The sequence below is a fragment of the Methylobacterium sp. A52T genome (assembly GCF_053346095.1).
This window is the reverse complement of the sequence record NZ_JBKFBI010000007.1, coordinates 56,404-80,356: the sequence shown is the minus strand read 5'-3', so window position 1 is coordinate 80,356 and position 23,953 is coordinate 56,404. Positions and strand designations below refer to the sequence as shown.

General features: G+C 71.0%; 28 protein-coding genes and 1 tRNA gene. 7 read left to right on the top strand and 22 right to left on the bottom strand.

Annotated features, from left to right (window positions below; all coding sequences use genetic code 11):
• Positions 1-65: 65 nt before the first annotated feature.
• Positions 66-623 (top strand): 16S rRNA (guanine(966)-N(2))-methyltransferase RsmD, encoded by a 558-nt coding sequence (gene rsmD / locus ACLBYE_RS03685; protein ID WP_447693082.1) that lies wholly within the window; start codon positions 66-68, stop codon positions 621-623.
• Positions 624-629: 6 nt separating this feature from the next.
• Here rsmD and ACLBYE_RS03680 read toward each other — a convergent pair whose 3' ends face one another.
• The 4 genes from ACLBYE_RS03680 to ACLBYE_RS03665 form a co-directional block, all read right to left on the bottom strand.
• Positions 630-1,004, bottom strand: a complete 375-nt coding sequence (locus tag ACLBYE_RS03680; RefSeq protein ID WP_447693080.1) for a cupin domain-containing protein — start codon at positions 1,002-1,004, stop codon at positions 630-632.
• Positions 1,005-1,060: 56 nt separating this feature from the next.
• The gene (locus ACLBYE_RS03675) at positions 1,061-1,501 is read right to left on the bottom strand and encodes a helix-turn-helix domain-containing protein (protein WP_447693079.1); all 441 of its coding nucleotides are present in this window, start codon (positions 1,499-1,501) and stop codon (positions 1,061-1,063) included.
• 397 nt (positions 1,502-1,898) lie between these two features.
• Positions 1,899-2,837, bottom strand: coding sequence for an alpha/beta fold hydrolase (locus ACLBYE_RS03670; RefSeq protein ID WP_447693078.1), 939 nt, complete (start codon positions 2,835-2,837; stop codon positions 1,899-1,901).
• Positions 2,834-3,373, bottom strand: coding sequence for a phasin family protein (locus tag ACLBYE_RS03665; protein WP_447693077.1), 540 nt, complete (start codon positions 3,371-3,373; stop codon positions 2,834-2,836). Before ACLBYE_RS03665 ends, ACLBYE_RS03670 begins: the two co-directional genes overlap by 4 nt.
• A 220-nt stretch (positions 3,374-3,593) precedes the next feature.
• On the opposite strand from ACLBYE_RS03665, the gene ACLBYE_RS03660 reads away from it, so the two are divergent.
• The gene (locus tag ACLBYE_RS03660; protein ID WP_447693076.1) at positions 3,594-5,246 is read left to right on the top strand and encodes an AMP-binding protein; all 1,653 of its coding nucleotides are present in this window, start codon (positions 3,594-3,596) and stop codon (positions 5,244-5,246) included.
• A 40-nt stretch (positions 5,247-5,286) separates the two neighbouring features.
• Here the strand turns inward: ACLBYE_RS03660 and ACLBYE_RS03655 are convergent, their stop codons facing one another.
• From ACLBYE_RS03655 to ACLBYE_RS03620, 8 genes are all read right to left on the bottom strand, one after another.
• Positions 5,287-6,054 carry an SDR family NAD(P)-dependent oxidoreductase gene (locus ACLBYE_RS03655; protein ID WP_354454051.1) on the bottom strand — a complete coding sequence of 256 codons (768 nt, stop codon included), beginning with the start codon at positions 6,052-6,054 and terminating at the stop codon, positions 5,287-5,289.
• A 187-nt stretch (positions 6,055-6,241) separates the two neighbouring features.
• Positions 6,242-8,188 (bottom strand): DNA mismatch repair endonuclease MutL, encoded by a 1,947-nt coding sequence (gene mutL / locus ACLBYE_RS03650; protein WP_447693075.1) that lies wholly within the window; start codon positions 8,186-8,188, stop codon positions 6,242-6,244.
• 59 nt (positions 8,189-8,247) lie between these two features.
• A complete protein-coding gene (locus ACLBYE_RS03645) occupies positions 8,248-8,601 on the bottom strand; it encodes a hypothetical protein (protein WP_447693074.1) in 354 nt (117 codons plus the stop codon).
• Between the two features lie 145 nt (positions 8,602-8,746).
• Complete coding sequence (locus ACLBYE_RS03640; protein WP_020091437.1) at positions 8,747-9,733, bottom strand: branched-chain amino acid ABC transporter permease; 987 nt, start codon at positions 9,731-9,733, stop codon at positions 8,747-8,749.
• A gap of 20 nt (positions 9,734-9,753) precedes the next feature.
• A complete protein-coding gene (locus tag ACLBYE_RS03635; protein ID WP_024827895.1) occupies positions 9,754-10,641 on the bottom strand; it encodes a branched-chain amino acid ABC transporter permease in 888 nt (295 codons plus the stop codon).
• Between the two features lie 28 nt (positions 10,642-10,669).
• A complete protein-coding gene (locus tag ACLBYE_RS03630; protein ID WP_020091435.1) occupies positions 10,670-11,887 on the bottom strand; it encodes an ABC transporter substrate-binding protein in 1,218 nt (405 codons plus the stop codon).
• Between the two features lie 94 nt (positions 11,888-11,981).
• Positions 11,982-12,722, bottom strand: a complete 741-nt coding sequence (locus tag ACLBYE_RS03625; protein WP_042674624.1) for an ABC transporter ATP-binding protein — start codon at positions 12,720-12,722, stop codon at positions 11,982-11,984.
• A complete protein-coding gene (locus ACLBYE_RS03620) occupies positions 12,715-13,434 on the bottom strand; it encodes an ABC transporter ATP-binding protein (RefSeq protein WP_020091433.1) in 720 nt (239 codons plus the stop codon). Before ACLBYE_RS03620 ends, ACLBYE_RS03625 begins: the two co-directional genes overlap by 8 nt.
• 250 nt (positions 13,435-13,684) lie before the next feature.
• Here ACLBYE_RS03620 and ACLBYE_RS03615 point away from each other — a divergent pair, with 250 nt between their 5' ends.
• Both ACLBYE_RS03615 and ACLBYE_RS03610 read left to right on the top strand, forming a co-directional pair.
• Entirely contained in the window at positions 13,685-14,563 is an 879-nt protein-coding gene (locus ACLBYE_RS03615; RefSeq protein ID WP_447693073.1) for a 2-dehydro-3-deoxygalactonokinase, read from the top strand.
• Positions 14,560-15,195: a 2-dehydro-3-deoxy-6-phosphogalactonate aldolase gene (locus tag ACLBYE_RS03610; protein WP_447693072.1), complete on the top strand. Its 636-nt coding sequence runs from the start codon at positions 14,560-14,562 to the stop codon at positions 15,193-15,195. Before ACLBYE_RS03615 ends, ACLBYE_RS03610 begins: the two co-directional genes overlap by 4 nt.
• Positions 15,196-15,403: 208 nt before the next feature.
• On the opposite strand, the gene ACLBYE_RS03605 is transcribed toward ACLBYE_RS03610, so the two are convergent.
• The 5 genes from ACLBYE_RS03605 to ACLBYE_RS03585 form a co-directional block, all read right to left on the bottom strand.
• A complete protein-coding gene (locus ACLBYE_RS03605) occupies positions 15,404-15,646 on the bottom strand; it encodes a hypothetical protein (protein ID WP_447693071.1) in 243 nt (80 codons plus the stop codon).
• Positions 15,647-15,789: 143 nt separating this feature from the next.
• Positions 15,790-15,963 carry a hypothetical protein gene (locus ACLBYE_RS03600; protein WP_447693070.1) on the bottom strand — a complete coding sequence of 58 codons (174 nt, stop codon included), beginning with the start codon at positions 15,961-15,963 and terminating at the stop codon, positions 15,790-15,792.
• Between the two features lie 185 nt (positions 15,964-16,148).
• Positions 16,149-17,069, bottom strand: coding sequence for a histone deacetylase family protein (locus ACLBYE_RS03595; RefSeq protein WP_447693069.1), 921 nt, complete (start codon positions 17,067-17,069; stop codon positions 16,149-16,151).
• On the bottom strand, positions 17,066-18,007 hold the full coding sequence (locus tag ACLBYE_RS03590; protein ID WP_447693068.1) for an NAD(P)/FAD-dependent oxidoreductase: 942 nt from the start codon (positions 18,005-18,007) through the stop codon (positions 17,066-17,068). The genes ACLBYE_RS03595 and ACLBYE_RS03590 overlap by 4 nt, the downstream gene beginning before the upstream one ends.
• A 172-nt stretch (positions 18,008-18,179) precedes the next feature.
• Positions 18,180-18,264, bottom strand: a tRNA-Leu gene (locus ACLBYE_RS03585).
• 124 nt (positions 18,265-18,388) lie between these two features.
• Here ACLBYE_RS03585 and ACLBYE_RS03580 point away from each other — a divergent pair.
• On the top strand, positions 18,389-18,970 hold the full coding sequence (locus ACLBYE_RS03580; protein WP_056522002.1) for a YqaA family protein: 582 nt from the start codon (positions 18,389-18,391) through the stop codon (positions 18,968-18,970).
• Positions 18,971-18,972: 2 nt separating this feature from the next.
• Entirely contained in the window at positions 18,973-19,461 is a 489-nt protein-coding gene (locus ACLBYE_RS03575; protein WP_020091425.1) for a disulfide bond formation protein B, read from the top strand.
• Between the two features lie 23 nt (positions 19,462-19,484).
• Here the strand turns inward: ACLBYE_RS03575 and ACLBYE_RS03570 are convergent, their stop codons facing one another.
• From ACLBYE_RS03570 to cpdR, 4 genes are all read right to left on the bottom strand, one after another.
• Positions 19,485-19,937, bottom strand: coding sequence for a DUF1178 family protein (locus ACLBYE_RS03570; RefSeq protein WP_447693067.1), 453 nt, complete (start codon positions 19,935-19,937; stop codon positions 19,485-19,487).
• 20 nt (positions 19,938-19,957) lie between these two features.
• Positions 19,958-20,815: a carbon-nitrogen hydrolase family protein gene (locus tag ACLBYE_RS03565; RefSeq protein WP_447693066.1), complete on the bottom strand. Its 858-nt coding sequence runs from the start codon at positions 20,813-20,815 to the stop codon at positions 19,958-19,960.
• Positions 20,808-21,077 (bottom strand): glutaredoxin 3, encoded by a 270-nt coding sequence (gene grxC, locus ACLBYE_RS03560; protein WP_056522015.1) that lies wholly within the window; start codon positions 21,075-21,077, stop codon positions 20,808-20,810. The genes ACLBYE_RS03565 and grxC overlap by 8 nt, the downstream gene beginning before the upstream one ends.
• A 116-nt stretch (positions 21,078-21,193) precedes the next feature.
• Positions 21,194-21,550, bottom strand: coding sequence for a cell cycle two-component system response regulator CpdR (gene cpdR, locus ACLBYE_RS03555; RefSeq protein WP_003603128.1), 357 nt, complete (start codon positions 21,548-21,550; stop codon positions 21,194-21,196).
• A 206-nt stretch (positions 21,551-21,756) separates the two neighbouring features.
• Between cpdR and ACLBYE_RS03550 the strand changes: the two genes are divergently transcribed.
• Positions 21,757-22,659 (top strand): N-formylglutamate amidohydrolase, encoded by a 903-nt coding sequence (locus ACLBYE_RS03550; protein ID WP_447693065.1) that lies wholly within the window; start codon positions 21,757-21,759, stop codon positions 22,657-22,659.
• A gap of 341 nt (positions 22,660-23,000) precedes the next feature.
• Here ACLBYE_RS03550 and galU read toward each other — a convergent pair whose 3' ends face one another.
• Entirely contained in the window at positions 23,001-23,870 is an 870-nt protein-coding gene (gene galU / locus ACLBYE_RS03545) for a UTP--glucose-1-phosphate uridylyltransferase GalU (RefSeq protein ID WP_020091420.1), read from the bottom strand.
• Between the last annotated feature and the right edge of the window lie 83 nt (positions 23,871-23,953).

Genomic DNA, 23,953 nt, shown 5'->3' with positions numbered 1-23,953 from the left:
GCGCCCCCCGGCGCGCCGCGCAGCGGTGGCAAGCCCGGCGGCGGCCGCCCGCCGCGCGGGACGCGGTGAGGATCGTCGGCGGCGCGTGGCGGGGCCGCAGGCTCGCCACGCCGCGCACCGACGCCATTCGGCCGACATCGGACCGGCTGCGGGAGTCGTTGTTCAACGTGCTGGCCCACGCTTACGACGACGCCGTGGCCGGCGCCCGGGTCCTCGACCTGTTCGCCGGTACGGGTGCCCTCGGCTTCGAGGCGCTCTCGCGGGGCGCCGCCTACGCCCTCCTCGTCGACGAAGGTGCCGAGGCGCGCGCGGTGATCCGCGAGAACATCGAGGCCCTGGGTGCCGAAGGCGTGACGCGCCTGTTCCGACGGGACGCGACCCGTCTCGGCCCGGCCTCCACGGCGGGCACCTTCTCACTGGTCTTCTGCGATCCGCCCTACGGCCGTGATCTGGCGCCGCGCGCCCTGGAGAGCGCCGCCGCGGGCGCTTGGCTCGCGCCCGGGGCTCTCATCGTCGTCGAGGAGGTCGAAGCCGCGCAGGTCGTCTGGCCGCCCGGCTTCGCGGAGCTGGAGCGGCGCGTCTACGGGGATACGGCCGTGGCGATCGCCCGATTCGCTGCCTGATCCGGCCTAATCGCGGTCGCTCGAAGCCGGATCCGTGGCGCCGACCTGGGACCCGTAATGGATCGCCAGCCAGACGGTGGGTGAGTCGGTCCACTCCACCCGGTGCCGACGATGCGGCGCGATCAGCACGGCGTCGCCCGCAACGAGGCGACGGGCCTGCGCTTCGTCGGCGAACCGCAGGTCGGCCGCGCCCGTCAGGACGGCCACCCACTCGGCATCCGGCTGATCGTAGTAGAATCCCGGCGGGCTCGCCTGACCGGTCGAGACGATGCGCTCTACCCTCAGGCCCGGCTCGGAGACCAGGACCGACACGATCTCATCGTCCGCCCGTAGCGGCAGGTCGGCGAGCAGGTGGGTCACGCGCGTCGGGAGAGAGTCCATGATCCCGCCTGCAGGGCCTGCGCGGCGCCGGATCGACGCCGGGCAAGGCCCGGATGTCAGGAGTTGCGCGGAGCGCCGCCCGCCTGCGGTGCCGAGTCGTCCGACGTCTTGGTCTGACCGATCCGCGCTGCGGACTTCACGAGGGACAGCACGTCGCGGCGCATCTGATCGTCGGCGATCTGATTGTAGGCCCGGAGCAGTTCGACGGCGCCGGCGACGCGCAGCAGCGCGGGACCGCTATCGGTCGTCGCCTCGGGCTCGGGCTCGAAGAAGCTCGAGACCGGAACGCCGAGCCGCTCGGCGATCGCCTGCAGGCGGCCGGCACCGACACGGTTCTTGCCGGTCTCGTACTTCTGGACCTGCTGGAAGCTGACGCCCAGCGCGCTGGCCAGCGCGGACTGGCTCAGTCCGTTAGCCGCCCGAAGGAACGCGATGCGGCTGCCGACCCCGTGATCGATGGCTGTAGTCTGCTTCGGCTTGGGGGTTGGGTTCGCCATAGTGGGTAGTCCGGATGTTCTTGCTGTCTGCAGGCTTGCTCGCCCGGATCCGGGGCGCCAATCACAACCGACAGGTGCAACATTGCGCGGCCAAGATCCAGACCTGACATCTGTTAGTGCCACAGGTCAGCCGCGCGTGCAACGAATGGTTACGCTCTCGAAATCTTAGGTCCGGAAGACCGCGATCCGGGCCCTCCAGTGCCCGCCGGGAGAACAACTCAAATACCGGGCCCGATCAAATATAAGTGAGCGAGATCAGCTAAAAATTCACTCTCGAACACTGCCGGGCGCTATCCGGTTGCCTGCGCCGCGTCGGGCCCGCGGGCTCGATCCCAGTGAAATCCGTGCGACAGCAAACGGTCGACTCAGGGCTCGCCGGCGCGCGCCGGCGACGGAATCACACCGCCGGGCCGAGCCAATCGAGGACGATTCGCAACTGGTCGTCGTCGAGAAGCGCGGGTGCGTGGCCGCAATCGGGAATCTCGACGCGGCGCGTCGGCGGCCCCCGGCGCGTCATCTCGTCGGCCGTCGAGCCGAGGAGCAGTTCCGAGTGCTCGCCGCGGAGCAGCAGGACCGGGCAGGTGATCGCGTCCCAGTCGCGCCACATGCTCACGCTGTAGACGCGGCCCGGACGGAAGGCGTCGCCGATGCCGGGATCGTAGTGGGGCCGCCAGCCGCCGTTGGGCTCCTGGAAGAAGCTGTGCTTGGCGATGTGGCGCCACTGCTCGTCGGTGAGCGGCCCAAACGCGCCCAGCACCGTGCGCAGACGCGATTCGCCCGAGGCGAGGTTATGGTGCAGCCGGGGCGCGTCGCGCAGGCGCGACCCGATCTCGCGGATAGGCGCCCAGGGCAGGAACGGGCCGATATCGTTGATCACCATCCGGCGGATCGGGGTGCGGGCGGCCGCGGCCAGGACCATGCCGGTCAGGCCGCCGAGGGACGTGCCCACCCAGTCGATCTTCGCGGGGACCCGGAGATGGGCGATGAGCGCGGCCATGTCGGCGGCGTATTGCGGCAGGCCGTAGAGTTCCTTGTCCTTCAGCCATCCGCTGAGGCCGCGCCCGGGCAGGTCCGGGCAGACCACCCGGTAGCCGAGCTTCGCCAGTCTGTAGCCGAGGGCGTCGAAATCGCGGCCCTGGCGGCTGAGACCGTGGACGCAGACGACGACGTGCGGGCTGTCCGGGTCTCCCCATTCCACGTAGGCGATGCGGTGGAAGTCGTGGGGCGCGTAGGCCTGGAAATGGCCGGTCCGGAACGGCACGTCGGCGCGGCTCAGGTCGTCGAGCCGCGTCGTCGCCTCAGGTCCGGGAGCGGGCGCCGCGGTGCCGGCCGTCACGGGGTCTCCGTGCGCGCGGCGGCCTCGCGGGCGAGACGGCCGGTCGTCTGATGGAGATCGACCATCTGGTCGGTCAGCCGGCGCGCCTGCTCCTGCAGGAACGCGATGTTCAGCGCCGCGACCTCGCGGGCATCCGCGGCCTTGGCGACGCGGTCCGCGAAGTCGAGGCTCGCGCGGACATTGGTGTCGGAGGCCACGAGCATCCGGTGGCCGATCTCGCGCATCGCCGCCATGGCGTGGACGGCGTTGTCCTCGAAGGCGTTGTAGAGCCGGGCGCCGGCGGCGTCCCACTGCTCGCGCACCCGGCGGGCGCCGGCCACGTTGCTGTCGGTGAGTTGGTGGGCGGTCTCGCGGCTGGAGCCCATCACCGCGCGCCAGCCCTCGAAGCTCTGCGCCATCGAGGCCTCGAAAGCGTTCAGCGCCATCTCGCCCGCCTCGGCGAAACGCTCGTACGCCTCGCGCGCCCGGGCGACGCCGCCCTCCGCCGCGGCGCGGCCGGTCTCCCCGGAGATCGCCGGCAGGTTGTCGTTCCCCACAATCGTCTCCCGCAGATGGGCCGGTCGCACGCGGTCCCGACGGCGCGTGGCTGGAATACGGGCATCCGCCAGGGGCGATCTCCCGTCAACAGGGCCCTGTAACAGAATCCGCGCGCGGCCCACATTGTCACGGTGGCCGCGATTGACAGGCGCGACGGCCGCGAAATCTTCGTCGCGCGGAGCGCACGCCACGCCCGCCGCCCGATCAGAAGGCTGCACGATGATGGAGACCCGTCCGACCCAGACCGAGGTCCGCGAGACGGGCTCTCATCCGTTCGAGGCCGGGCTCCCGCGCCGGCCGGCCAACTACGTCCCGCTGACCCCCGTCAGCCTGCTGGCGCGGGCCGCCGCCGCGGCGGGCGGGCGGATCGCCGTGATCGACGGCGACCGGCGCCTCACCTACGCGGACCTCTACGCGCGCTGCCGGCGCCTCGCGGCGGGCCTCGCGGCCCGGGGGATCGGGCCGCTTGATACCGTGGCGATCCTGGCGCCGAACGTCCCGGAGATGATCGAGGCGCACTTCGCCGTGCCCATGCTCGGCGCGGTGCTGAACCCGCTGAACACGCGCCTCGACGCGGCGACGATCGCGTTCTCGCTTCGGCACGGGGGCGCCCGGGCGCTCCTCGTCGAGGTCGAGTACGCCGCGCAGGCCGCGCGGGCGCTCGCGGAACTCGCCGAGCCGATCCTCGTCGTGGCGATCGGCGCGAGCGGAATCGACGGGGCCCTGCCCTACGAGGATCTGCTGGCCGAGGGCGATCCCGACTACGCCTGGCGCGGCCCGGAGGACGAGTGGCAGTCGCTCTGCCTGCTCTACACGTCGGGGACGACCGGCGACCCCAAGGGCGCCGTCTACAGCCATCGCGGCGGCTATCTCCAGGCGCTGGGCAACGCCGTCACGTTCGGCTTGACCGGCGAGAGCGTGTATCTCTGGACGCTGCCGATGTTCCACTGCAGCGGCTGGTCCTACCCATGGGCGAGCGTCGCCGCCTGCGCCACGCAGGTCTGCCTGCGCAGGGTCGAGCCGGCGGCGATCTTCCGGCTGATCGCCGAGCACGGGGTGACACATCTGTGCGGCGCCCCGATCGTCCTCTCAATGATCGCGCACGCGCCGGCCCAGGACCGGGTGCCGTTCGCGCAGCGGGTGCGCTGCGCGGTCGGCGGCGCGGCGCCGTCCTCGACGATCATCCGCACCATGGAGGAACTGGGATTTCAGGTGACGCACCTCTACGGCGCCACCGAGAGCTACGGCCCCGCGACGGTCTGCCTGGCGCAGCCGGACTGGGCCGATCTCCCCGACACCGAGCGCCACGCCCGCATGGCCCGCCAGGGCGTGCCGCTGGCCACGCTCGAGGCGGTGAGCGTCGCCGACGTCGCGACCGACGCGCCGGTGCCGCGGGACGGCACGACGGTCGGCGAGATCCGCCTGCGCGGCAACACGGTGATGAAGGGCTACCTCGGCAACCCGGGCGCGACCGAGGAGGCCCTCGCCGGCGGCTGGTACCGGACCGGCGACCTCGCGGTCTGGCATCCCGACGGGTCGGTGGAGATCAAGGACCGGGCGAAGGACATCATCATCTCGGGCGGCGAGAACATCTCCAGCCTTGAGGTGGAGGAGGTGCTGATGCGCCATCCCGCCGTGATGCTGGCGGCCGTCGTGGCGCGGCCGGATCCGACCTGGGGCGAGAGCCCCTGCGCGTTCCTCGAGGTGAAGCCCGGCGCGGCGGTGCCGAGCGACCAGGAACTGATCGCGTTCTGTCGCGAGCACATGGCGCGGTTCAAGGTGCCGAAGACGGTGGTGTTCGGGCCGCTGCCCAAGACCTCGACCGGCAAGATCCAGAAATTCGTCCTGCGCGAGCAGGCGCGGACCCTCTGACCCGCGCCGGTCCCGTGACGGGAGCCGTCTCGGGCGACCGCTACAGGCCGGAGACGAGGTGGCCACCGTCGACCGCCAGGACGCTGCCGGTCATGTAGGCGCCGGCCTCCGAGGCCAGGAGCAGGAGCGGCCCGTCGAGTTCGGCGGCCTCGCCCAGCCGGCGCTGCGGGATGCGCCTGATCAGCGCCCGGCCGGCATCGGACTCGAAGAAGGCGTCGTTGAGCTCGGTCTTGATGTAGCCCGGCGCGAGGGCGTTCACCCGGATCCCGTAGCGAGCCCATTCGAGCGCGAGGCTCTTGGTGAGCTGGACGACCGCCGCCTTCGAGGTGGCGTATGGCGCGAGCCCGCCGGTAACCCGCAGCCCGAGGATCGACGCGATGTTGACGATGCTGCCGCCCGCGCCGTGCCGGACCATGCGCCGGCCGGTGGCCTGGGCGACCTGCCAGACGCCTTTGAGATTCGTGTCGAGCACCGCGTCCCAGTCGGATTCCGCGAGGTCGAGGGCCGGTTTCGTCGCCGTCACGCCGGCGTTGTTCACCAGCACCGCCACCGGTCCGAAGCGCTCTTCGGCGGCGTCGAGCGCCCGCTCGACGCTCGCGGCGTCGGTGACGTCCATGACGACGGCGTGGGCCTCCCCGCCCGCCGCCGCGACGCGGTCGACGGTCTCGGCGAGGGCGTCGGCCCGGCGGGCGCCGAGCGACAGGCGCGCGCCGGCGCGGGCCAGCGTCCCGGCGAAGTGACGGCCGAGGCCGCTGGATGCCCCGGTGACGAGGACGTGGCGGCCGGCGAGGTCGAACGGGGCGGCCATCTCAGCGCACCGCGGCGACGGCCGAGGCGTGGCTCCGCGGAGCGGCCCGGCACGGGCCGGTGACGACGGGATCGGTCATGGCTCTGCGCCTCCCCTGCGCGCGCCGCCGGTCTTCGGGCCGCGGCGCCGACGTCCGTTGTGGACCGGCTCCGCCGGGTCCGCCAGCCGGCCCGGCGTCCCGGACCGCTCATCGGCGGCTGAACAGCCGCTCGATGTCAGCGAGCTTCAGCTCGATCGAGGTCGGGCGCCCGTGATTGCACTGTCCGGAATTGGGCGTCGCCTCCATCTCGCGCAGGAGGGCGTTCATCTCCTCCGGCCGCAGGCGTCGCCCGGCCCGGATCGAGCCGTGGCAGCTCATGCGCGACAGGACCGCGTCGAGGCGCCGCCCGAGCGGGCCGCCCTCGGTCGCCGGCTCCCCACCCTCCTCGTCGCCGCTGGCCTCCAGGGCGTCGAGGATGTCGGTGACGAGCTTGCGCGTCGAGGCTCCGATCAGCGCGGCCGGCACCTCGCGCACGAGCACAGCGCCCGGCCCGAACGCCTCGATGGACAGACCCAGCCGGTCGAGGTCCGGGGCGGCCGCGACCAGCCGGTCGGCCTCCTCGGGGCTCATCTCGACGACGTCCGGGATCAGGAGGCCCTGCCGGGCGATGCCGCCGGCCTCCCGCTCGGCCTTCATCCGCTCGTAGACGAGGCGCTCGTGGGCGGCGTGCTGATCGACGATCACGAGGCCGTCGCGGGTCTGGGCGAGGATATAGGTCTCGTGGATCTGCGCGCGGGCGGCCCCCAGCGGATGATCGAGCGCCTCCGCGGCCTCGGCGGCGACGCGGGTATCGGCCTGGGGCGGGGCCGCCACGGCTTCGGGCTCGGGCCCTGCCCAGACGGCCTGAGCGGCCTCGCCGAAGCCGGTCGGCTCGACCCGCGCCGGCTGCGGCGCCGGCCTCCACGCCGCCGGGGAACGGTAGCCGGGCGGCGCCGCGACCGAGGGTGCCCCGCTCGGGAACGGGCCCGGGCGCGTCGGCCGGAACAGGCTCGGCGCGGCGGCGCCACTGTGGGTCGCGAGCGGCGCACCGGCCGGGCGCAGGGCGTCGAGGGTCCGCGCGGCACCGGTGGTGGCCGAGCGCGCGCCGCCGCGGCGCAGGGCGTCGTGGATCGCGCTCACGATCAGCGCCCGCACGAGGCCCGGCTCACGGAAGCGCACCTCCGTCTTGGCCGGGTGGACGTTGACGTCGACGAGGCCGGGGTCGCACGCGACGGCGAGGCCGAGAACCGGGTGCCGGTCGGAGGCCAGGGTGTCGGCGTAGGCGCCGCGGATCGCCCCGAGCAGGAGCCGGTCGCGGACCGGCCGGCCGTTGACCGCGAGGTGGATGTGGGTCGCCGCGCCGCGGTGATAGGTCGGCAGGCCGACATGGCCCGTCACCGCGAAGCCCTCCCGGGCCAGGGAAATCGGCAGGGCGTTGGCGAGGAAGTCCTGTCCCAGAACCGCCGCGAGCCGGCGCAGCTCCGCGTCGGCCCCGGTCTCGGCTGGCAGGACCAGGGGCTGGCCGGAATCGGCCCGCAGGGTGAAGCGGATGCCCGGCTGCGTCGCGGCGAGGCGGCGGAGCGTCTCGGCGATGGCGGCGTTCTCGGCCCGGTCCGATTTCAGGAACTTGAGCCGCGCCGGCGTGGCGGCGAAGAGCTCGGTCACCTCGATCCGCGTGCCGCGCTGGGCCGAGGCCGGGCGGACCTGACCCTTCAGCCCCGCCTCGACCGTCAGGCCCGCCCCCGCCTCGGCCTCGGGCGTGCGGGTGACGATGGCGAGCCGCGATACCGCGCCGATCGACGGCAGGGCCTCGCCGCGGAAGCCGAGGGTGTCGATCGCCGTGAGGTCGCCGCCCGGCAGCTTGGAGGTGGCGTGGCGCTCGACCGCGAGGTCGAGATCGTCCGGCGTCATGCCGCGGCCGTCGTCGACCACGCGGATCAGCCGGCGCCCGCCGGCCTCGACGGTGACCTCGACGGCGCGGGCCCCGGCATCGATCGCGTTCTCGACCAGCTCCTTCACGGCCGAGGCCGGGCGCTCGACCACCTCGCCCGCGGCGATGCGGTCGACGAGCACGGGATCGAGGCGGCGGACGGACGGAACGGACGGGGAGGACATCGGTGCGCAGGATAGTCCCTGCGCGGCGGCGATCCAATCGGGCCGTCGGCGCCGTCCCCTCAGGCGCGGCGCTTCGACCCGCCCAGGGAGATGCGGCCGGCGCCACCGCGCGGTCCGTGGCTCGCGGCCGCCACCGGACGGCGGGACAGGTCGTAGAGGACGTTCCCGACGAGGCCCGCGGTTCGCCGCAGGGTCGCGCCCTCGCAGGTCGCCGCGACGCGGACGCCGATCGCGTGGGTGTGGCTGCGGCCGTAGAGCCAGACGGCGAGCCGGGCGCGCGTCGCCTCGGGGATACCGTCGAGCAGGCACGCCGCCCCGTCCGGATCGGCCTTGATGAGGCGGCCGACCACGTCCGGCGCGACCGGACAGTCGAGGGCGGGATCGTCGATGCTGAGCGTTCGGTCCTGGGTCATGGCGGCCCCTGACGGTGAGGAGCCGTCAGGGTGAGCAGTGTTGGTTAACGAAAACTCACCGCGGGTTGTGAGCTCGCGTTCCAGTCGCAGGTCGCGTCGGGGCGTTGCGGCGGTGCAACCGGCACCCCGCCGCGGATCCCGTTTCCTAGAGCGGCCGGCGGATCAGCCGGGCGATCAGGCCGACGATGCCCTCGCGGAACAGCAGCACGCAGAGCACGAACACGCAGCCCTGGATGATGGTCACCCAGGCGCCGAACTGCGCCAGGTACGTCTCCATCGTGACGATCACCAGCGCGCCGACGATCGGCCCGAACACCGTCCCCATGCCGCCGACGAGGGTCATCAGCACCACCTCGCCGGACATCGACCAGTGCACGTCGGTGAGTGAGGCGAGCTGGAACACGATCGCCTTGGTGGAGCCCGCGAGGCCGGCGAGCGTCGCCGAGAGCACGAACACCGCGAGCTTGTACTGGCTGGCGCGGTAGCCGAGCGAGATCGCCCTCGGCTCGTTGTCGCGGATCGCCTTCAGCACCTGCCCGAAGGGCGAGTGGATGATCCGGTAGATCAGCAGCATCCCGGCCATGAAGACCACGGCCACCACCGCGTACATGACCCGGTCGTCGGCAAGGCTGATCGCGCCGAACAGGTTGCCGCGGGGCACCGCCTGGATGCCGTCCTCGCCGCCGGTGAACTTCGCCTGCAGGGAGAAGAAGAACACCATCTGGGCGAGCGCCAGGGTGATCATCGAGAAGTAGATGCCCTGCCGGCGGATCGCCAGGGCGCCGAAGACCAGACCCAGCAGCGCGGCCGTGACCGTGCCGGCGAGGATCGCCAGCTCGGGCGTGAAGCCCAGGCTCTTGGCCGTGTAGGCGCAGAGGTAGCTCGCCATGCCGAAATAGGCGGCGTGGCCGAAGGAGAGCAGGCCGCCGTAGCCGAGCAGGAGGTTGAAGGCGAGCGCGAACAGCGCGAAGCACAGCACCTTCATCAGGTAGACGGGGTACAGGACAAGCGGTGCTACGACGAGCAGCACCGCGATGCCCACGAAGATGAGGCGGTGGAGCGCCTTGTCGTCCCGACTCGTCGGCACGGCGGCGGCGATCGGGGCGGCGTCGAGGGCGGCGGTGTCGGCCATGGGGATGTCTCAGATCGCGATCAGGCCGTGCGCCCGAACAGGCCGGCGGGTTTGACGAGCAGCACCAGCACCATGATCACGAAGATCACGGTGGCCGACGCCTCCGGATAGAACACCTTGGTCAGCCCCTCGACGAGTCCGAGGGTGAAGCCCGTGATGACCGAGCCGATGATCGAGCCCATGCCGCCGATCACCACCACGGCGAAGACCACGATGATGATGTCGGCGCCCATGTTGGGATTGACCGAGTAGATCGGTGCAGCGAGCACCCCGGCGAAACCCGCGAGCGCGACGCCGAACCCGTAGGTCAGCGTCAGGAACAGCGGCACGTTCACCCCGAAGGCCTGGACCAGGGTCGGGTTCTCGGTTGCGGCGCGCAGATAGGCGCCGAGCTTGGTCTTCTCGATCACGAGCCACGTGGCGATGCAGACGGTCAGCGAGGCGACCACCACCCAGGCGCGGTAGTTCGGCAGGAACATGAAGGGCAGGCGCTGGCCGCCCGACAGCTCGGCCGGGATCGCGTAGGGCAGGCCCGACACGCCGTACTGGTTGCGGAATAGGCCCTGGATGATCAGCGCGAGACCGAAGGTCAGCAGCAGGCCGTAGAGGTGGTCGAGCTTATAAAGCCGCGCGATCAGCACCCGCTCCAGCACGATGCCGAAGGCGCCGACCACGAGCGGTGCGAGCCCCAGCGCCCACCAGTAGCCGAGGCCGACATAGGTGAGCAGCATCCAGGCCACGAACGCGCCCATCATGTAGAGCGCGCCGTGGGCGAAGTTGATGATGTTCAGGAGCCCGAAGATGATCGCGAGCCCGAGCGACAGGATCGCGTAGAACGAGCCGTTGATCAGGCCGAGCAGGAGCTGACCGAACAGGGCCTGCGTCGGCACACCGAAGATCGTGGTCATGGCCGGTCTCCGCGCCCCGATCCCACCGTCAGCCCTTCACCAGCGGGCAGTTGCCCTCGTTGAGCGGCCGGAAGACTTGGTCGCCCGGAATGGTCTCGAGCTTCTTGTAGAGGTCCCACTCGCCCTTCGACTCGGCGGGCTTCTTGACCTCGAACAGGTACATGTCGTGGATCTTGCGGCCGTCCGCGCGGATCACGCCCTTGCCGAACAGCGGGTCGTCCGTCGGCATCGCCTTCATCTTGGCGACGGTCGCGGCGCCGTCGGCGGTCGACTTCGTCTCGGCCACCGCCTTCAGGTAGTGGAGCACGTCCGAGTAGACGCCCGCGTGGTTCGCGGTCGGCTTCGAGCCGTTCTTCATCTGCTTGGCGAAGCGGTCCGAGAAGGCGCGGGTCTGGTCGTTCAGGTCCCAGTAGAACGGCTCGGTGAGCACCAGCCCCTGCGCCACCTTGGTGCCGAGCGAGTGGACGTCCGACGAGAAGACCAGGAGGCCGGCGAGCGCCTGGCCGCCCTCGGTGATGCCGAACTCGCCCGCCTGCTTGATCGCGTTGATCGTGTCGGTGCCGGCATTAGCCAGCCCGATCACCTTGGCGCCTGACCCCTGCGCCTGCAGAAGGAAGGACGAGAAGTCCGAGGTCGGGAACGGCGTCTTCACCGAGCCGACGACCTTGCCGCCGTTCTTGGTGATGACCGTGCTGGTGTCGCGCTGGAGGGTCTGGCCGAAGACGTAGTCGGCGGTGAGGAAGAACCACGTGTTGCCGCCGCGTTTGACCATCGCGCCGCCGGTGCCGTTGGCCAGCGCCACCGTGTCGTAGACCCAGTGGATCGTGTTCGGCGTGCATTGCGGGCCGGTGAGGTCGGCGGTGCCGGCGCCGGTATCGATGAAGACCTTGTTCTTCTCCTTGGTGACCTGGCTGATCGCCAGCGCCACTGAGGACGTCACGCCGTCCGTGATCATGTCGACGGCGTCGCGGTCGTACCACTGCCGGGCGATGGCCGCGCCGACATCCGGCTTGTTCTGGTGGTCGGCCGAGACGATCTCGACCTTCAGCCCGTGCTGCTCGGGCTTGAAATCCTCGACCGCGAGCTTGGCGGCCACCACCGAGCCCTCGCCGCTGATGTCCGAATAGGCGCCCGAGCGGTCGCCCAGGATGCCGATCTTCACGTTCGTCTGCGCGGCTGCGGTGCCCATCATCAGGGCGCCGGCGAGGGCGGCGAGGGTCACGGGCCGGGCGATGCGTCCGAGCATTTTCGTTTCCATCCTCCAGCGGCGCGGCGGATCTCCGCCGGCCGAGTATCGGGTCGCCGTTTTCTGGCGCTTCTACGGTTTTCGCGTGCGAGATTCAGACGCCGAGATAGGCGTGCAGCTTGTCGATATTGGCGTCAAGCTCCGCATTGGGGATCATGTCGACCACCCGTCCCTGCTCGATCACGAAGTGCCGGTCCGCCAAAGTCTGGGCGAAGCGGAAATTCTGCTCCACGAGGACGATCGTGTAGCCCTGAGTCTTCAATTGCTGGATCGTCCGGCCGATCTGCTGGACGATGACCGGCGCGAGACCTTCGGTAGGCTCGTCGAGCAGGATCAGCTTGGCGCCGGTGCGCAGGATGCGTCCGATCGCCAGCATCTGCTGCTCGCCGCCCGAGAGCTTGGTGCCCTGGCTGCCGGCGCGTTCCTTGAGGTTCGGGAACAGCGTGTGGATGTCGGCCACCGACATGCCCCCGGGCTTCACCCGCGGCGGCAGCATCAGGTTCTCGTGGACCGTCAGGCTCGCGAAGATGCCGCGCTCCTCCGGCACGTAGCCGATCCCGAGCCGGGCGATGTTCCGCGAGGCCATCCGGACCGTCTCGACGCCGTCGTAGACGATCGAGCCCGAGCGCTTGCCGAGGATCCCGATGATCGCCCGGAGGGTCGTGGTCTTGCCCGCGCCGTTGCGGCCGAGCAGCGTGATCACCTCGCCCGCGCGCACGTCGATGTCGATGCCGTGGAGGACGTGGCTCTCGCCGTACCAGCCCTCGAGGCCGCGGACGGTCAGCAGCGCGTCGGTCGCGGCCGCCGGAGGTGTCTTCAGAGCCGCCTCAGGCATGTCCCGCCCCGATATACGCTTCGACCACGCGCGGATCCTTCGAGACCGTGGCGTAGTCGCCCTCGGCCAGCACCTGCCCGCGGGCCAGCACGGTGATCCGGTCCGACAGGGAGGCCACCACCGAGAGGTTGTGCTCCACCATCAGGATGGTGCGGTCCTTCGAGACCCGGCGGATGAGCTGCGCCGTGCGCTCGACGTCCTCGTGGCCCATGCCGGCCATCGGCTCGTCGAGGAGCAGCATCTCCGGATCAAGGGCGAGGGTCGTGGCGATCTCGAGCGCGCGCTTCCGCCCGTAGGACAGCTCGACCGCGAGCACGTCGGCGAAGTCGGAGAGGCCCACCGCCTCGACGAGGGCGAGCGCCTCGCCGTTCAGCGCCCGCAGGACCCGCTCGGGCCGCCAGAAGTCGAAGGAATCGCCGCGACGCCGCCGCTGGAGGGCGATACGGACATTCTCCATCACCGTGAGGTGCGGGAACACGGCCGAGATCTGGAAGGACCGCACGAGGCCGAGACGGGCGACGTCCGCGGCCTTCAGGCCGGTGATGTCGCGGTCCTTGTAGCGGATCGTCCCCGCGGTCGGGATCAGGAACTTCGTCAGGAGGTTGAAGCAGGTGGTCTTGCCGGCTCCGTTCGGCCCGATGAGGGCATGGATGGTGCCGCGCTCGACCTGCAACGCCACGCCGTTGACGGCCCGGAATCCGCGGAATTCCATCGTCAGGCCATCAGTCGCCAGGATTACATCCCGTGCCAAGCGTGTCCCTCCCGGGTTCGATTTCTTGCCGCCATATCGCCGATCCGAAGCCGCGCAGTCCATCGCAAACGCTCGTGGCGGCGCGACAATCCCCCGGGAGTGATATCAGTCGCCCTCCGTGTCACGACGGCCGCCGGACAGAACTTGACCGCGCCGCGCGCCGCACTTAACTCAGACAATTCATCGAATGGCTCTTCCGAGGGATTTCGGCATGGGCGATCGCCCAGCCTACATCGCCGTCGACTGGGGCACGACGAACCGGCGGGCCTTCGCCGTCTCGGAAGCGGGCGCCGTACTCGACAGCCTGCACGACGAGCGTGGCGTCCTCGCCCTGACGCCCGACGCCTATCCGGCGGAGATCGCGGGCCTGCGCGCGCGACTGGGCGCTCACCCCATCATCGCCGTCGGCATGATCGGGTCCAACCGGGGCTGGCAGGCGGTGCCCTACGTGGCCGCACCGGCAACCCTCGCCGCCCTGGCCGAGGCCTGCCTCGAGCCCGCCCCCGGCGTCCGGATCGTCCCCGGCGTCGCCCTGCGGAGCGGAGACCGCCCCGACGTGATGCGAGGCGAGGAGATCCAGGTCTTCGGGGCGATCGGAGCGGGCGCGGCGCCGGCGACGGCCCTGTTCTGCCAGCCCGGTACGCACAACAAGTGGATCGAGACCGTCGACGGGGCCATCACGGAGTTCACCACCGTGATGACCGGCGAACTCTTCGCCCTCCTCCGGGCGCACGGGATCCTGGCCGGGACGCTCGACGGCACGGTCGGGGACGGGGCCCCCTTCCGCGCGGGTGTCCGGCGCGGCCTCGCGTCCCGCAATCTCGCCGCCACCCTGTTCGAGGTCCGCTCCGGCCTCCTGCTCGACCGGCTCGCCCCCGAGGACGCCGCGGCCCGTGCCAGCGGGATCCTGATCGGCGCCGATATCGGCACCCGGGACGACCTGCGGCGGCGCCGGGTCCATCTCCTCGGCGGCGGCCGCCTCGGAGTGCTCTACGCCGCCGCCATCACCGAAGCGGGCGGGGATCCGGTGATCGTGCCCGACGGTTCAACCACGGCCGGTATCCACGCCATCTGGAGTCTGCGGGCATGACCATCCTCGACCGGTTCGAGGCGGCCTTCGCGGCCTGCCCCCTCGTCGCCATCCTGCGGGGGCTCACGCCGGACGAGGCACCCGCCGTGGGGGAGGCGCTGGTCGCGGCCGGGTTCACCCTCGTCGAGGTGCCCCTCAACTCGCCCGACCCGCTCCGGAGCATCGCAACGCTCGCCGAGCGGCTCGCCGGGCGGGCGCTGGTCGGGGCCGGCACGGTCCTGACGCCGACTCAGGTCGGCGAAGTCGCCAGCGCCGGCGGTACCCTCGTGGTGTCACCGAACACCGATCCGGCCGTGATCGGCGCGACCGTCGCGGCGGGCCTCGTCTCCCTTCCGGGCTATCAGACGCCCACGGAGGCTTTCGCGGCCCTGGCGGCGGGCGCCACCGCGCTGAAGCTGTTCCCGGCGGATGTCGCGACGTCCCTGGCGCTTCGGGCGCATCGCGCGGTCCTGCCGCCGGACACGCGGGTTCTGGCCGTCGGCGGAGTCGTGCCCGAGACCATCGCGGGCTGGCGGCAGGCGGGCGCCGACGGATTCGGCCTCGGGTCCAATCTCTACCGGCCCGGGAAGGCGGCGGCCGACGTCGCCCGCGACGCCGCGGCCTACGTGGCGGCGTTCGAGCGCTCCGCCTGAGAACACGGACGGCGGGCTGTCCGGTCGGGCCGAGCACACACGGCAGAGCGTATCGGCCGCGCCCCAGGACCTTCGCTCGGTGCGCGCCTCCGCAGGCGGCCTGACCGCGCCTGCGCGACCGGTTTACAGAGCGAGCCGCCACGTCGTCGCGGTCGGCCACTTCGCCGGCGAGGCCCGGCCGCGAGTCGCGGGCTGGCGGCGTGTCGCGCTATCGGCGGTTCGCGATCTCGCGGGCCGGCCGGTCGGACCGGTCGACCACCGTCCGGCACGCGCCGCTGAGCGACACCCGCTTCTCGCGGAGGCAGAGTGTGATCGCCCCCGCGTTCGGGATCTGGGCGGCGCACAGGCGCATCACGTCCGGCGTGCAGGCGGCCCGGTCCGCGCCGGTCTCCGCGAGCGCGGGCGCCGTGCCGATCAGGACCGCGAAGAGGGCGAAAGTGGCGGACTTCATCAAGGATGTCTCCTGAACGGATCGGGACAGCGAGCGGCCAAGCCTCGGCGTCCGGCGAGAACGCCGAGGCCGGAGAAGATATCCCGTCGTGCTTGTTTCAATCTGACGCAGGTTCGCAGCCGCCGACCGAGGGGCCGCTGACGTCACGGACGTCCCGCCGGTGCGATCGCACCGGTCATCGCAGGCTCGATCAGAGCCGCGCCGGCGACCGGTTGTGTTCTCTGGCGATCGAGCTTGTCCGCCGAGACGAGGGCGGCGGCGATCAGGGCCGACACCGCCAGCGTCGCCTTCACCACATCCCAGACCCGCGCGAGCATGGTCGATCCCCAACGGCGTCATCGAGTGCGAGCAGCGGATCCGCCTCATCAATCCGCCTGACCCGCATCCTCGACCGCAGCCCTTCCCAAAACCTTTCCCGCGAATCCGAGGACTGCATATCGACCGTCGCGTGATGCAATCCGGTCTCACTCCGAGAAGTCGCGCAGGTTTCCCGCGCAGGGTCTCACCCGAGCGTCGACGCCGCGGCTGCCTCGGCGGCCAGCGCCTCGAAGACCAGGGAATGACGGCGCGCCAGGGCCTCGACATCCTGCGTGTACCCGCCGCCGATCACCGCGGCGAGCGCGATCCCACGGGCGCGGGCCTGCGCCACGACGTAGCGATCGCGGGCGAGCAGGCCGTCATCGGTGAGGCAGAGACGGCCTAGACGGTCGTCGCGATGGGGATCGACGCCCGCGTTGTAGAAGACGAGATCCGGCGCGAACGCGTCGAGGAGCGGCGGCAGGCGGGCGCGCAGGACATCGAGATAGGCGGCGTCGTCGAGCCGGTCGGGCAGACCGATGTCGAGGTCGCCGGCGATCTTCTGGGCCGGGTAGTTGTTCTCGCAATGGATCGAGAGCGTGAACAGGTCGGGACTGAGGGCGAGGCAGTCCGCGGTCCCGTCGCCCTGGTGCACGTCGAGATCGACCACGAGGACGCGCCGGACCAGACCTTCGGCCTGGAGTGTGCGGGCCGCCACCGCGACATCGTTCAGCACGCAGAAACCGGCGCCCTGCCGGCGCCGCGCGTGGTGGCTGCCGCCGGCGGCGCTGCCGGCGAGGCCTTCCGCGAGGGCGAGGCGCCCGGCCAGGAGGGTGCCGCCCACCGAGGCGCGGGAGCGGCGGACCAGGGCGGCGTCGACCGGCAAGCCGATCGCCCGCTCGATGTCCCGGCCGACATCGTGGGCGAGCACCGCATCCACGTAGGCCGGATCGTGGGCGCGCAGCAGGATCTCGGCACTGGCGGGCTCGGGCGTGACGAAGCCCAGGGGCGCGAGGCCCTTGGCGATCAGGGTCTCGGCGAGCAGGCCGTACTTGCGCATCGGGAAACGGTGGCCTGACGGGAGCGGCGCCTCGTAGGCCGGATGGAAGGCGATCGGCGGGATCACGCGGGCCGGCCCAGATCGGCGAGGAGGCACCGGGCCAGTGCCTGACCGCTGTCGTAGGCCGCCTCGATCCTGGCACCGAGGCACCAATCCCCGCCCGCCCCGAGACGCAGGTCCGGATCGTACAGGCAGGGTTGCTCCAGGGCGGTCTCGACCTGGGCGTAGCGCCAGCGATGCGCCTCCGCGTGGGACGGCCGGAGCGCGGCGCCGAGGACGTCCTCGGCCGCCCCGAGAAGCGCGGCGATGACCGCCTCGCGCGGGGCCTCGAGGTGTCCGCGGGACCAGGCGGGCGTCGCGTGCACCGTGAGCCGCGAGCCGGCAGGCCTCCCGGGCTTCGCGGAATCGTGCGCGATCAGGCCGATCGCGTCGGTCCGAGGCTCGACGAGGGCATCCCGCGGTCGCGTCTCCGTCGCCACCATGAGCGACCAGCACGGCGCGTAGGTGGCGCCCCCGACACCGGGCAACGCGACGCCCGATGCCTCGAGCAGCGTCGTGACCTGAGGGGCCGGGAAGGTGATCGCGACGGCGTCGAACGGGCCGTGCACGGTGCCGGCCGCGTCCTCGACGTGCCAGCGCGCTCCCTGCCGTCGAAGCCGCACGACCGTCGTCGCGCTCGAGACCGGAAGGTCCGAGAGCAGGGCGCGGACCGGCTCCGTCATGCCCGGCACGCCGACATGGCGGTCGGAGCCGGCCCAGGGCGCAACGATGCCCCGCCGCGTCCACCGGTCGAGCTCGGCCGCGAAGGCAGGCCCGCGCGCGCGCATGAACTGTGCGCCGTGGTCGAACTGCATCTCACCGGCCCGCCGGGTCGCCATGCGTCCCCCGACCCCGCGCCCCTTGTCGAAGACCCGGACGCCGAGGCCCGCCTCGGCCAGCCGGCGCGCGGCGGCCGCGCCGGCCATGCCGGCGCCGAGGACCGCGACAATTCCGTGCTCGTTCACACCCCTGCCCCGTCTGAACGACCGGCCCCGCCGGCCGCGCGATGGCGAAGATAGGGGCCGAAGCGCGTCGCGTCAGAGCGACGGAATCGCGCTCGTCATGGATGGGATCGGTGTTCGGAGCGCGAATACGGTCGGACCGTCCGGCGAAGTCCCACGGCGATCGGTGGCGCCGTGGTGCGGGTAGAGGGAATCGAACCCCCACGCCTTGCGGCTGGCGATTTTGAGTCGCCCGCGTCTACCAATTCCGCCATACCCGCGCGCCAGGGCTCTTCGCATAGGTCGGCGGCTTCGGCCAAGTGTTGTTTTGCGTCGGTCGGCGATCTGGCCAAGGCGGGGCGCCTATGCTCAAAGGGCGGCCGATCTCATAATCCGGGACCTTGAATGCTCCGCCGGCTCTACGCGTGGATCCTGGCCCTCAGTGACCGGCCGTCCGCGCCCTACGCGCTCGGCGCCGTGGCCTTCGCCGAAAGCTCCTTCTTTCCGGTTCCACCGGACGTGATGCTCGTCCCGATGGCGGTCGCCCGGCCGGATCGGGTCTGGTTCTATGCCACGATCACGACGGTCGCCTCGGTCCTCGGCGGTCTGGTCGGCTACGCCATCGGAGCCCTGCTGTTCGACTCCGTGGGAGAGTGGCTCATCCGCCTCTACGGCCTGCAGAACTCGGCCGCCACCTTCCAGGATTCCTACGCGCGATACGGCCACTGGGTGATCCTGCTGAAGGGGCTCACGCCGATCCCCTACAAGCTCGTCACGATCACGTCGGGTTTCGCGCATTACAGCCTGTTCTGGTTCACGATCCTGTCGATCGTGACCCGCGGCGCCCGCTTCTTCATTCTCGCCGGATTGCTCGGCCGCTACGGTGTCCAGATTCGCGGCGTGCTCGACCGGCACCTGAACGCGGTCGCGGCGATCTCCGTCGCCGTCATCGTCCTCGGCTTCCTGCTCTTCAAGGTGATCCTGTAGCGATGAACACGGCGGCTGCGCTGCGCCTCAAGACCGCTGGCCTCTGGCTCGCGATCGCCTCCGCCCTCACCGTCGGGGCCGCGCTCGTCCTCCAGTACGGGTACGGCTACGCGCCGTGCAAGCTCTGCCTGACGGAGCGGCTGCCCTACTACGCCGCCGTGCCGCTGGGCCTGCTGGCCCTGTTCCTGCCGGAGCGCCTGGCGCGGATCGCCCTCGGGCTCGCGGCCCTCGGCCTGCTCTACGGGGCCGGGATCGGCGTCTACCACGCCGGCGCGGAATGGGGCTTCTGGCCGGGACCCGCCGATTGCGGCGGCGGCACCGGCGCCAATCCGGGGCAGGTCGGCGACTTCCTCAACAGCCTGCAGACCACGAAGGTGGTCGACTGCTCGGTAGCCGCGCTCCGGGTGCTGGGCGTGTCGCTCGCCGGCTGGAGCGCCGCGATCTCGGCCGTGCTGGCCTCCTTCGCGGGGACCGCCGCGCTGCGTCCCTGACGCGCGCGGACCGGCGAGGCCGGTCAGTTCCGGTCGTCGGGCAGGACCGGAATCGCCGCCACCTCGATGCCCTCGTCGATCAGGGCTCGCGCCTCCGCGGGGCTCGCCTCACCGTAGATCGAACGCCCCTCCGCCTCGCCGTAGTGGATCTTGCGCGCTTCCTCGGGGAAGCGCGCCCCGACATGCTCGGAATTCGCCACGACGTGCTCCCGGAGCGCGCGCAGCATCGCCCGCACCTGTCGCTCCGGCTCGGCGATCATGCTCACCGGCGCCTCCGCCTTCGGGACCGGCGGTGCCGCGCGCTCCCGATCCGTGCGGGCGACGCTCGGCACCATCAGGGCCTTGCTGACCTTGGCGCTGTCGCAGACCGGGCACGTCACGAGGCCGCGCGCGACCTGCGTGTCGTAGGAATCGGAGGACGGGAACCAGCTCTCGAAGCCGTGCCCGGCATCGCAGACGAGACTGTACCGGATCATTCTGTTGCTTGCTGTGGTGACTACTGCGCGGCCCGAGTCCGCGAACCGACGCGCTCGACGGTGAAGGGCCGGCCGTGCTGCAGCGAGGGGATGCGGGCCCTGGCCTCCGCGACCTGCGCGAGGTCGATCTCCGCCAGGATGATCCCCGGCTCGTCCCCGCCGGCATCGGCCAGGACCCGGCCCCAGGGATCGACGATCAGCGAGTGGCCGTAGGTCTCGCGCCCGTCCTCGTGCCGACCGCCCTGCGCCGCCGAGATCACGAAGGCGCCGGTCTCGATGGCCCGGGCCCGCTGCAGGACGTGCCAGTGGGCCTCGCCGGTCTGCCGGGTGAAGCAGGCGGGGGCGGTCAGCACGTCGGCGCCCGCCTCGGCGAGGGCGCGGTACAGCCCGGGAAAGCGGATGTCGTAGCAGATCGTCAGGCCGAGCGTGGCCCACGGCGTCTCGGCGAGCACCGCGCAGGCGCCACCGGAATAGGTGGCGGATTCCCGCCAGCGCTCGCCGCTCGGCAGGTCGACGTCGAAGAGATGCAGCTTGTCGTAGGCGGCCAGGATCTCCCCGTCGGCGCCGATCAGGTAGGCGCGGTTGGCGATCTTATCGCCGGCCCTGACCGCGATCGAGCCGATCTGGACGACCGTTCCGGTCTGACGCGCGGCCTCGCGGAGCGCCGCCAGGGTCTGGTCCTGCTCCTCGGTGGTGACGTGGGCGAACAGACGCTCGCGGCTCCGCTCCACCAGGGACGTCATCTCGGGAGTCTGCACGTAGGCCGCGCCCCGCGCCGACGCCTCGCGCACGCCCGCCACGGCCGCGTCGCGATTGGCTGCCGGGTCCCGCCCCGACCGCATCTGCACGCAGGCAGCCGTGAAGCGGGCCTCAGGCATCGGCCGTGTCCTTGAGCAACGGGTCGAGCTTGCCGGCGCGGTCGAGGGCGTAGAGGTCGTCGCAGCCGCCGACATGCGTGGCGCCGACGAAGATCTGGGGCACGCTGGTGCGGCCGCCGGCGCGCTCGACCATGGTGGACCGGGCGCCCTGCACGCGCTCGACGTCGATCTCCTGGAAGGCGGCGCCCTTCTCCTTCAGCAGGCTCTTGGCCGCCGAGCAGTATGGACACCAGGCCGTGGTGTAGATTGTGACCGGCTGCATCGCGATCGTCGTCCCGCGCGTGAACTCGGGACATATAGGAGCGCGGGGCGCGCCTTGCCTATGCCCGTGTGGTCACAGGGCAACGCGCGCGCGCCGTCGACGAAGCACCGGCAGGATCAGGCGGCCAGGAGCTTCTCGACCTCGTTGACGAGATCGCGGAGGTGGAAGGGCTTGGACAGGACCTTGGCGTCCTTCGGGGCCTTCGAATCCGGGTTGAGGGCGACCGCCGCGAAGCCGGTGATGAACATCACCTTGATGTCGGGATCGAGCTCGGTGGCGCGGCGGGCCAGCTCGATGCCGTCCATCTCGGGCATCACGATGTCGGTCAGCAGCAGCTCGAACGGCTCCTCGCGCAGCCGGTTGTAGGCGGAGAGGCCGTTGTCGAAGGACAGGACATCGTAGCCCGCGTTCTGCAGCGCCTTGGCCAGAAACCGGCGCATGTCGTTGTCGTCTTCCGCCAGCAGGATTTTCATCGGCCGGATCCGAGCCTTCGAGTCGAGAAGTTGATCCCATAAAGGGAGGCGATGGTAAACAAGGTGTTAGGATGGAGCGCGCAGCCGCCGCCGCGTGTCTCCCGGGCGACTGCGTCGGCCGCCGGTGCGGAGTGGACAGGCGATCGATCGCACACCACAGTGAGCGCCTGCCGTCCTCGTTCAACCGCCGGGGTGTCCACCAGCCGATGACTGCAACCGAACCGGTACAGCCAGACGCCTTCGGATTTGCCCCGGCCTTCGCGGTCGACGAGCCCGCGGCGCACACCCTGCCTTTCGTCTTCAATACCGGTCATTCCGGGGCCGTCTACCCCCCCGACTTCATCGCGGCCTCGCGGCTCGACGCGCTGACCCTGCGCCGCTCCGAGGATGCCCACGTCGATCGCCTGTTCGCGTCGGTCGTCGGACTGGGCGCGCCGCTCCTGCGGGCCAACTTCCCCCGCGCCTTCCTCGACGTGAACCGGGAGCCCTACGAGCTCGACCCGCGCATGTTCGAGGGGCGCCTGCCGCCCTTCGCCAACACCCGGTCGATGCGCGTCGCGGGCGGTCTCGGGACTGTGCCGCGGGTCGTCGCCGACGGTCAGGAGATCTACGCCCGGCGCCTGCCGGTCGCCGAGGCGACCGCCCGGATCGAGAGCCTGTACAAGCCGTATCATCGCGCGCTGCGCGGACTGGTCCAGCGCACGGCGCGCACCCACGGCCACTGCATGCTCGTCGATTGCCACTCGATGCCGTCCTCGAGCCTCGGCCGCGATCCGGACATGAAAGCCGACGTGGTGCTGGGCGACCGCTACGGCACGGCATGCGCACCCGTCCTGATCGACGGATTCGAGGCCGCGTTCCGGGCCCGGGGTTTCCGCGTGGTCCGCAACAAGCCCTACGCCGGCGGCTTCATCACGGAGCATTACGGCGAGCCGAACCTCGACCGCCACGCGCTGCAGATCGAGCTGAATCGGGGCCTCTACATGAACGAGGCCAGCCTCGCGATGACGGCGGGCTTCCCGGCACTCGTCGAGGCGCTGCGCGGCGTCGTCGCCGATGTCGCCAAGGACCTCGACGATCTCGTCCCCCGCCGGATGGCCGCGGAATAGGGGCCCTGCCCCGACCGTTCACGAAGAAGGACGGTGGTGTTCCGGACAGAAAAAAGGCCACTCCCGAAGGAGCGGCCCGAAGTCTAGGGAGGAAACGCCCAAGAAGGGCAGCGAGACCGCGACGCCATCGCGATCTCGCAACGCAAAAAATAAAGTGCGCCGCACAAGAAGCAAGCGGAAATCGCCCGCCGCGGCCGCTCTGCGCGCATACCTGAAGCGCGTTCTCTGGCCGCAGCGCGCGTTGCCGCGTGCAGGCGTAGTTCGAACGAGAGCGAGAACCGACGCCGTCGAGCGTGCCGGCTAGCGGGGCGCGGTGATCGGATCCGCGCCCGCAGCGCCGTTCAGCCCTGGCTCTTCAGCAGCTTCTCGATCTCGGCCCGCAGGGGTCCCGCGAGATCGTTCCGCTCCAGGGCGTAGGCGAGGTTCGCCGTGAGGAAGCCGAGCTTCGAGCCGGTATCGTAGGTCCGGCCCTCGTAGCGCATGCCGTAGAACGCCTGCTTCTCCATCAGGTCGATCATGGCGTCCGTGAGCTGGATCTCGCCGCCGGCGCCCTTCTTGCCGTGCTCGAGGATCCCGAAGATCTCGGGCTGGAGGATGTAGCGCCCGGAGATAATGAAGTTCGACGGCGCCGTGCCCTGCTTGGGCTTCTCGACCATCCCGGTGATCTGGAAGGACTGGCCGTAGGTCTCGCCCACGCTGACGATGCCGTACTGGTGCGTCTCCTCGGGCGCCACCTCCTCGACGGCGATGATGTTGCCGCCGTGGCGATCGTAGGCGGCCAGCATCTGCTGCATGCAGCCGCGGCTCAGCATGTCGGGGAGCAGCACCGCGAACGGCTCGTCGCCGACGATCTCGCGGGCACACCACACCGCGTGGCCGAGGCCGAGCGGCGCCTGCTGGCGGGTGAAGCTGGTCTGGCCGGCCTTCGGCAGGTCCTTCTTCAGCTCCTCGTAGGCGGCCGTCTTCCCGCGCTCCTGAAGGGTATGGTCGAGCTCGAACGCGATGTCGAAATGGTCCTCGATCACCGCCTTGCCGCGGCCGGTGACGAAGATGAAGTGCTCGATCCCGGCCGCGCGCGCCTCGTCGACGACGTGCTGCACCACCGGCCGGTCGACGACCGTGAGCATCTCCTTCGGGACCGCCTTCGTGGCGGGCAGGAAGCGCGTGCCGAGGCCCGCGACGGGGAGGACGGCCTTGCGGATCGGTTTCATCGAGCGGTAACCCCGGAACTGGATGGAACGACGTGGTCAGCTGTGCGGTCAGTGAGATAGCTTAACGCGAGCCGTCGCAAGGA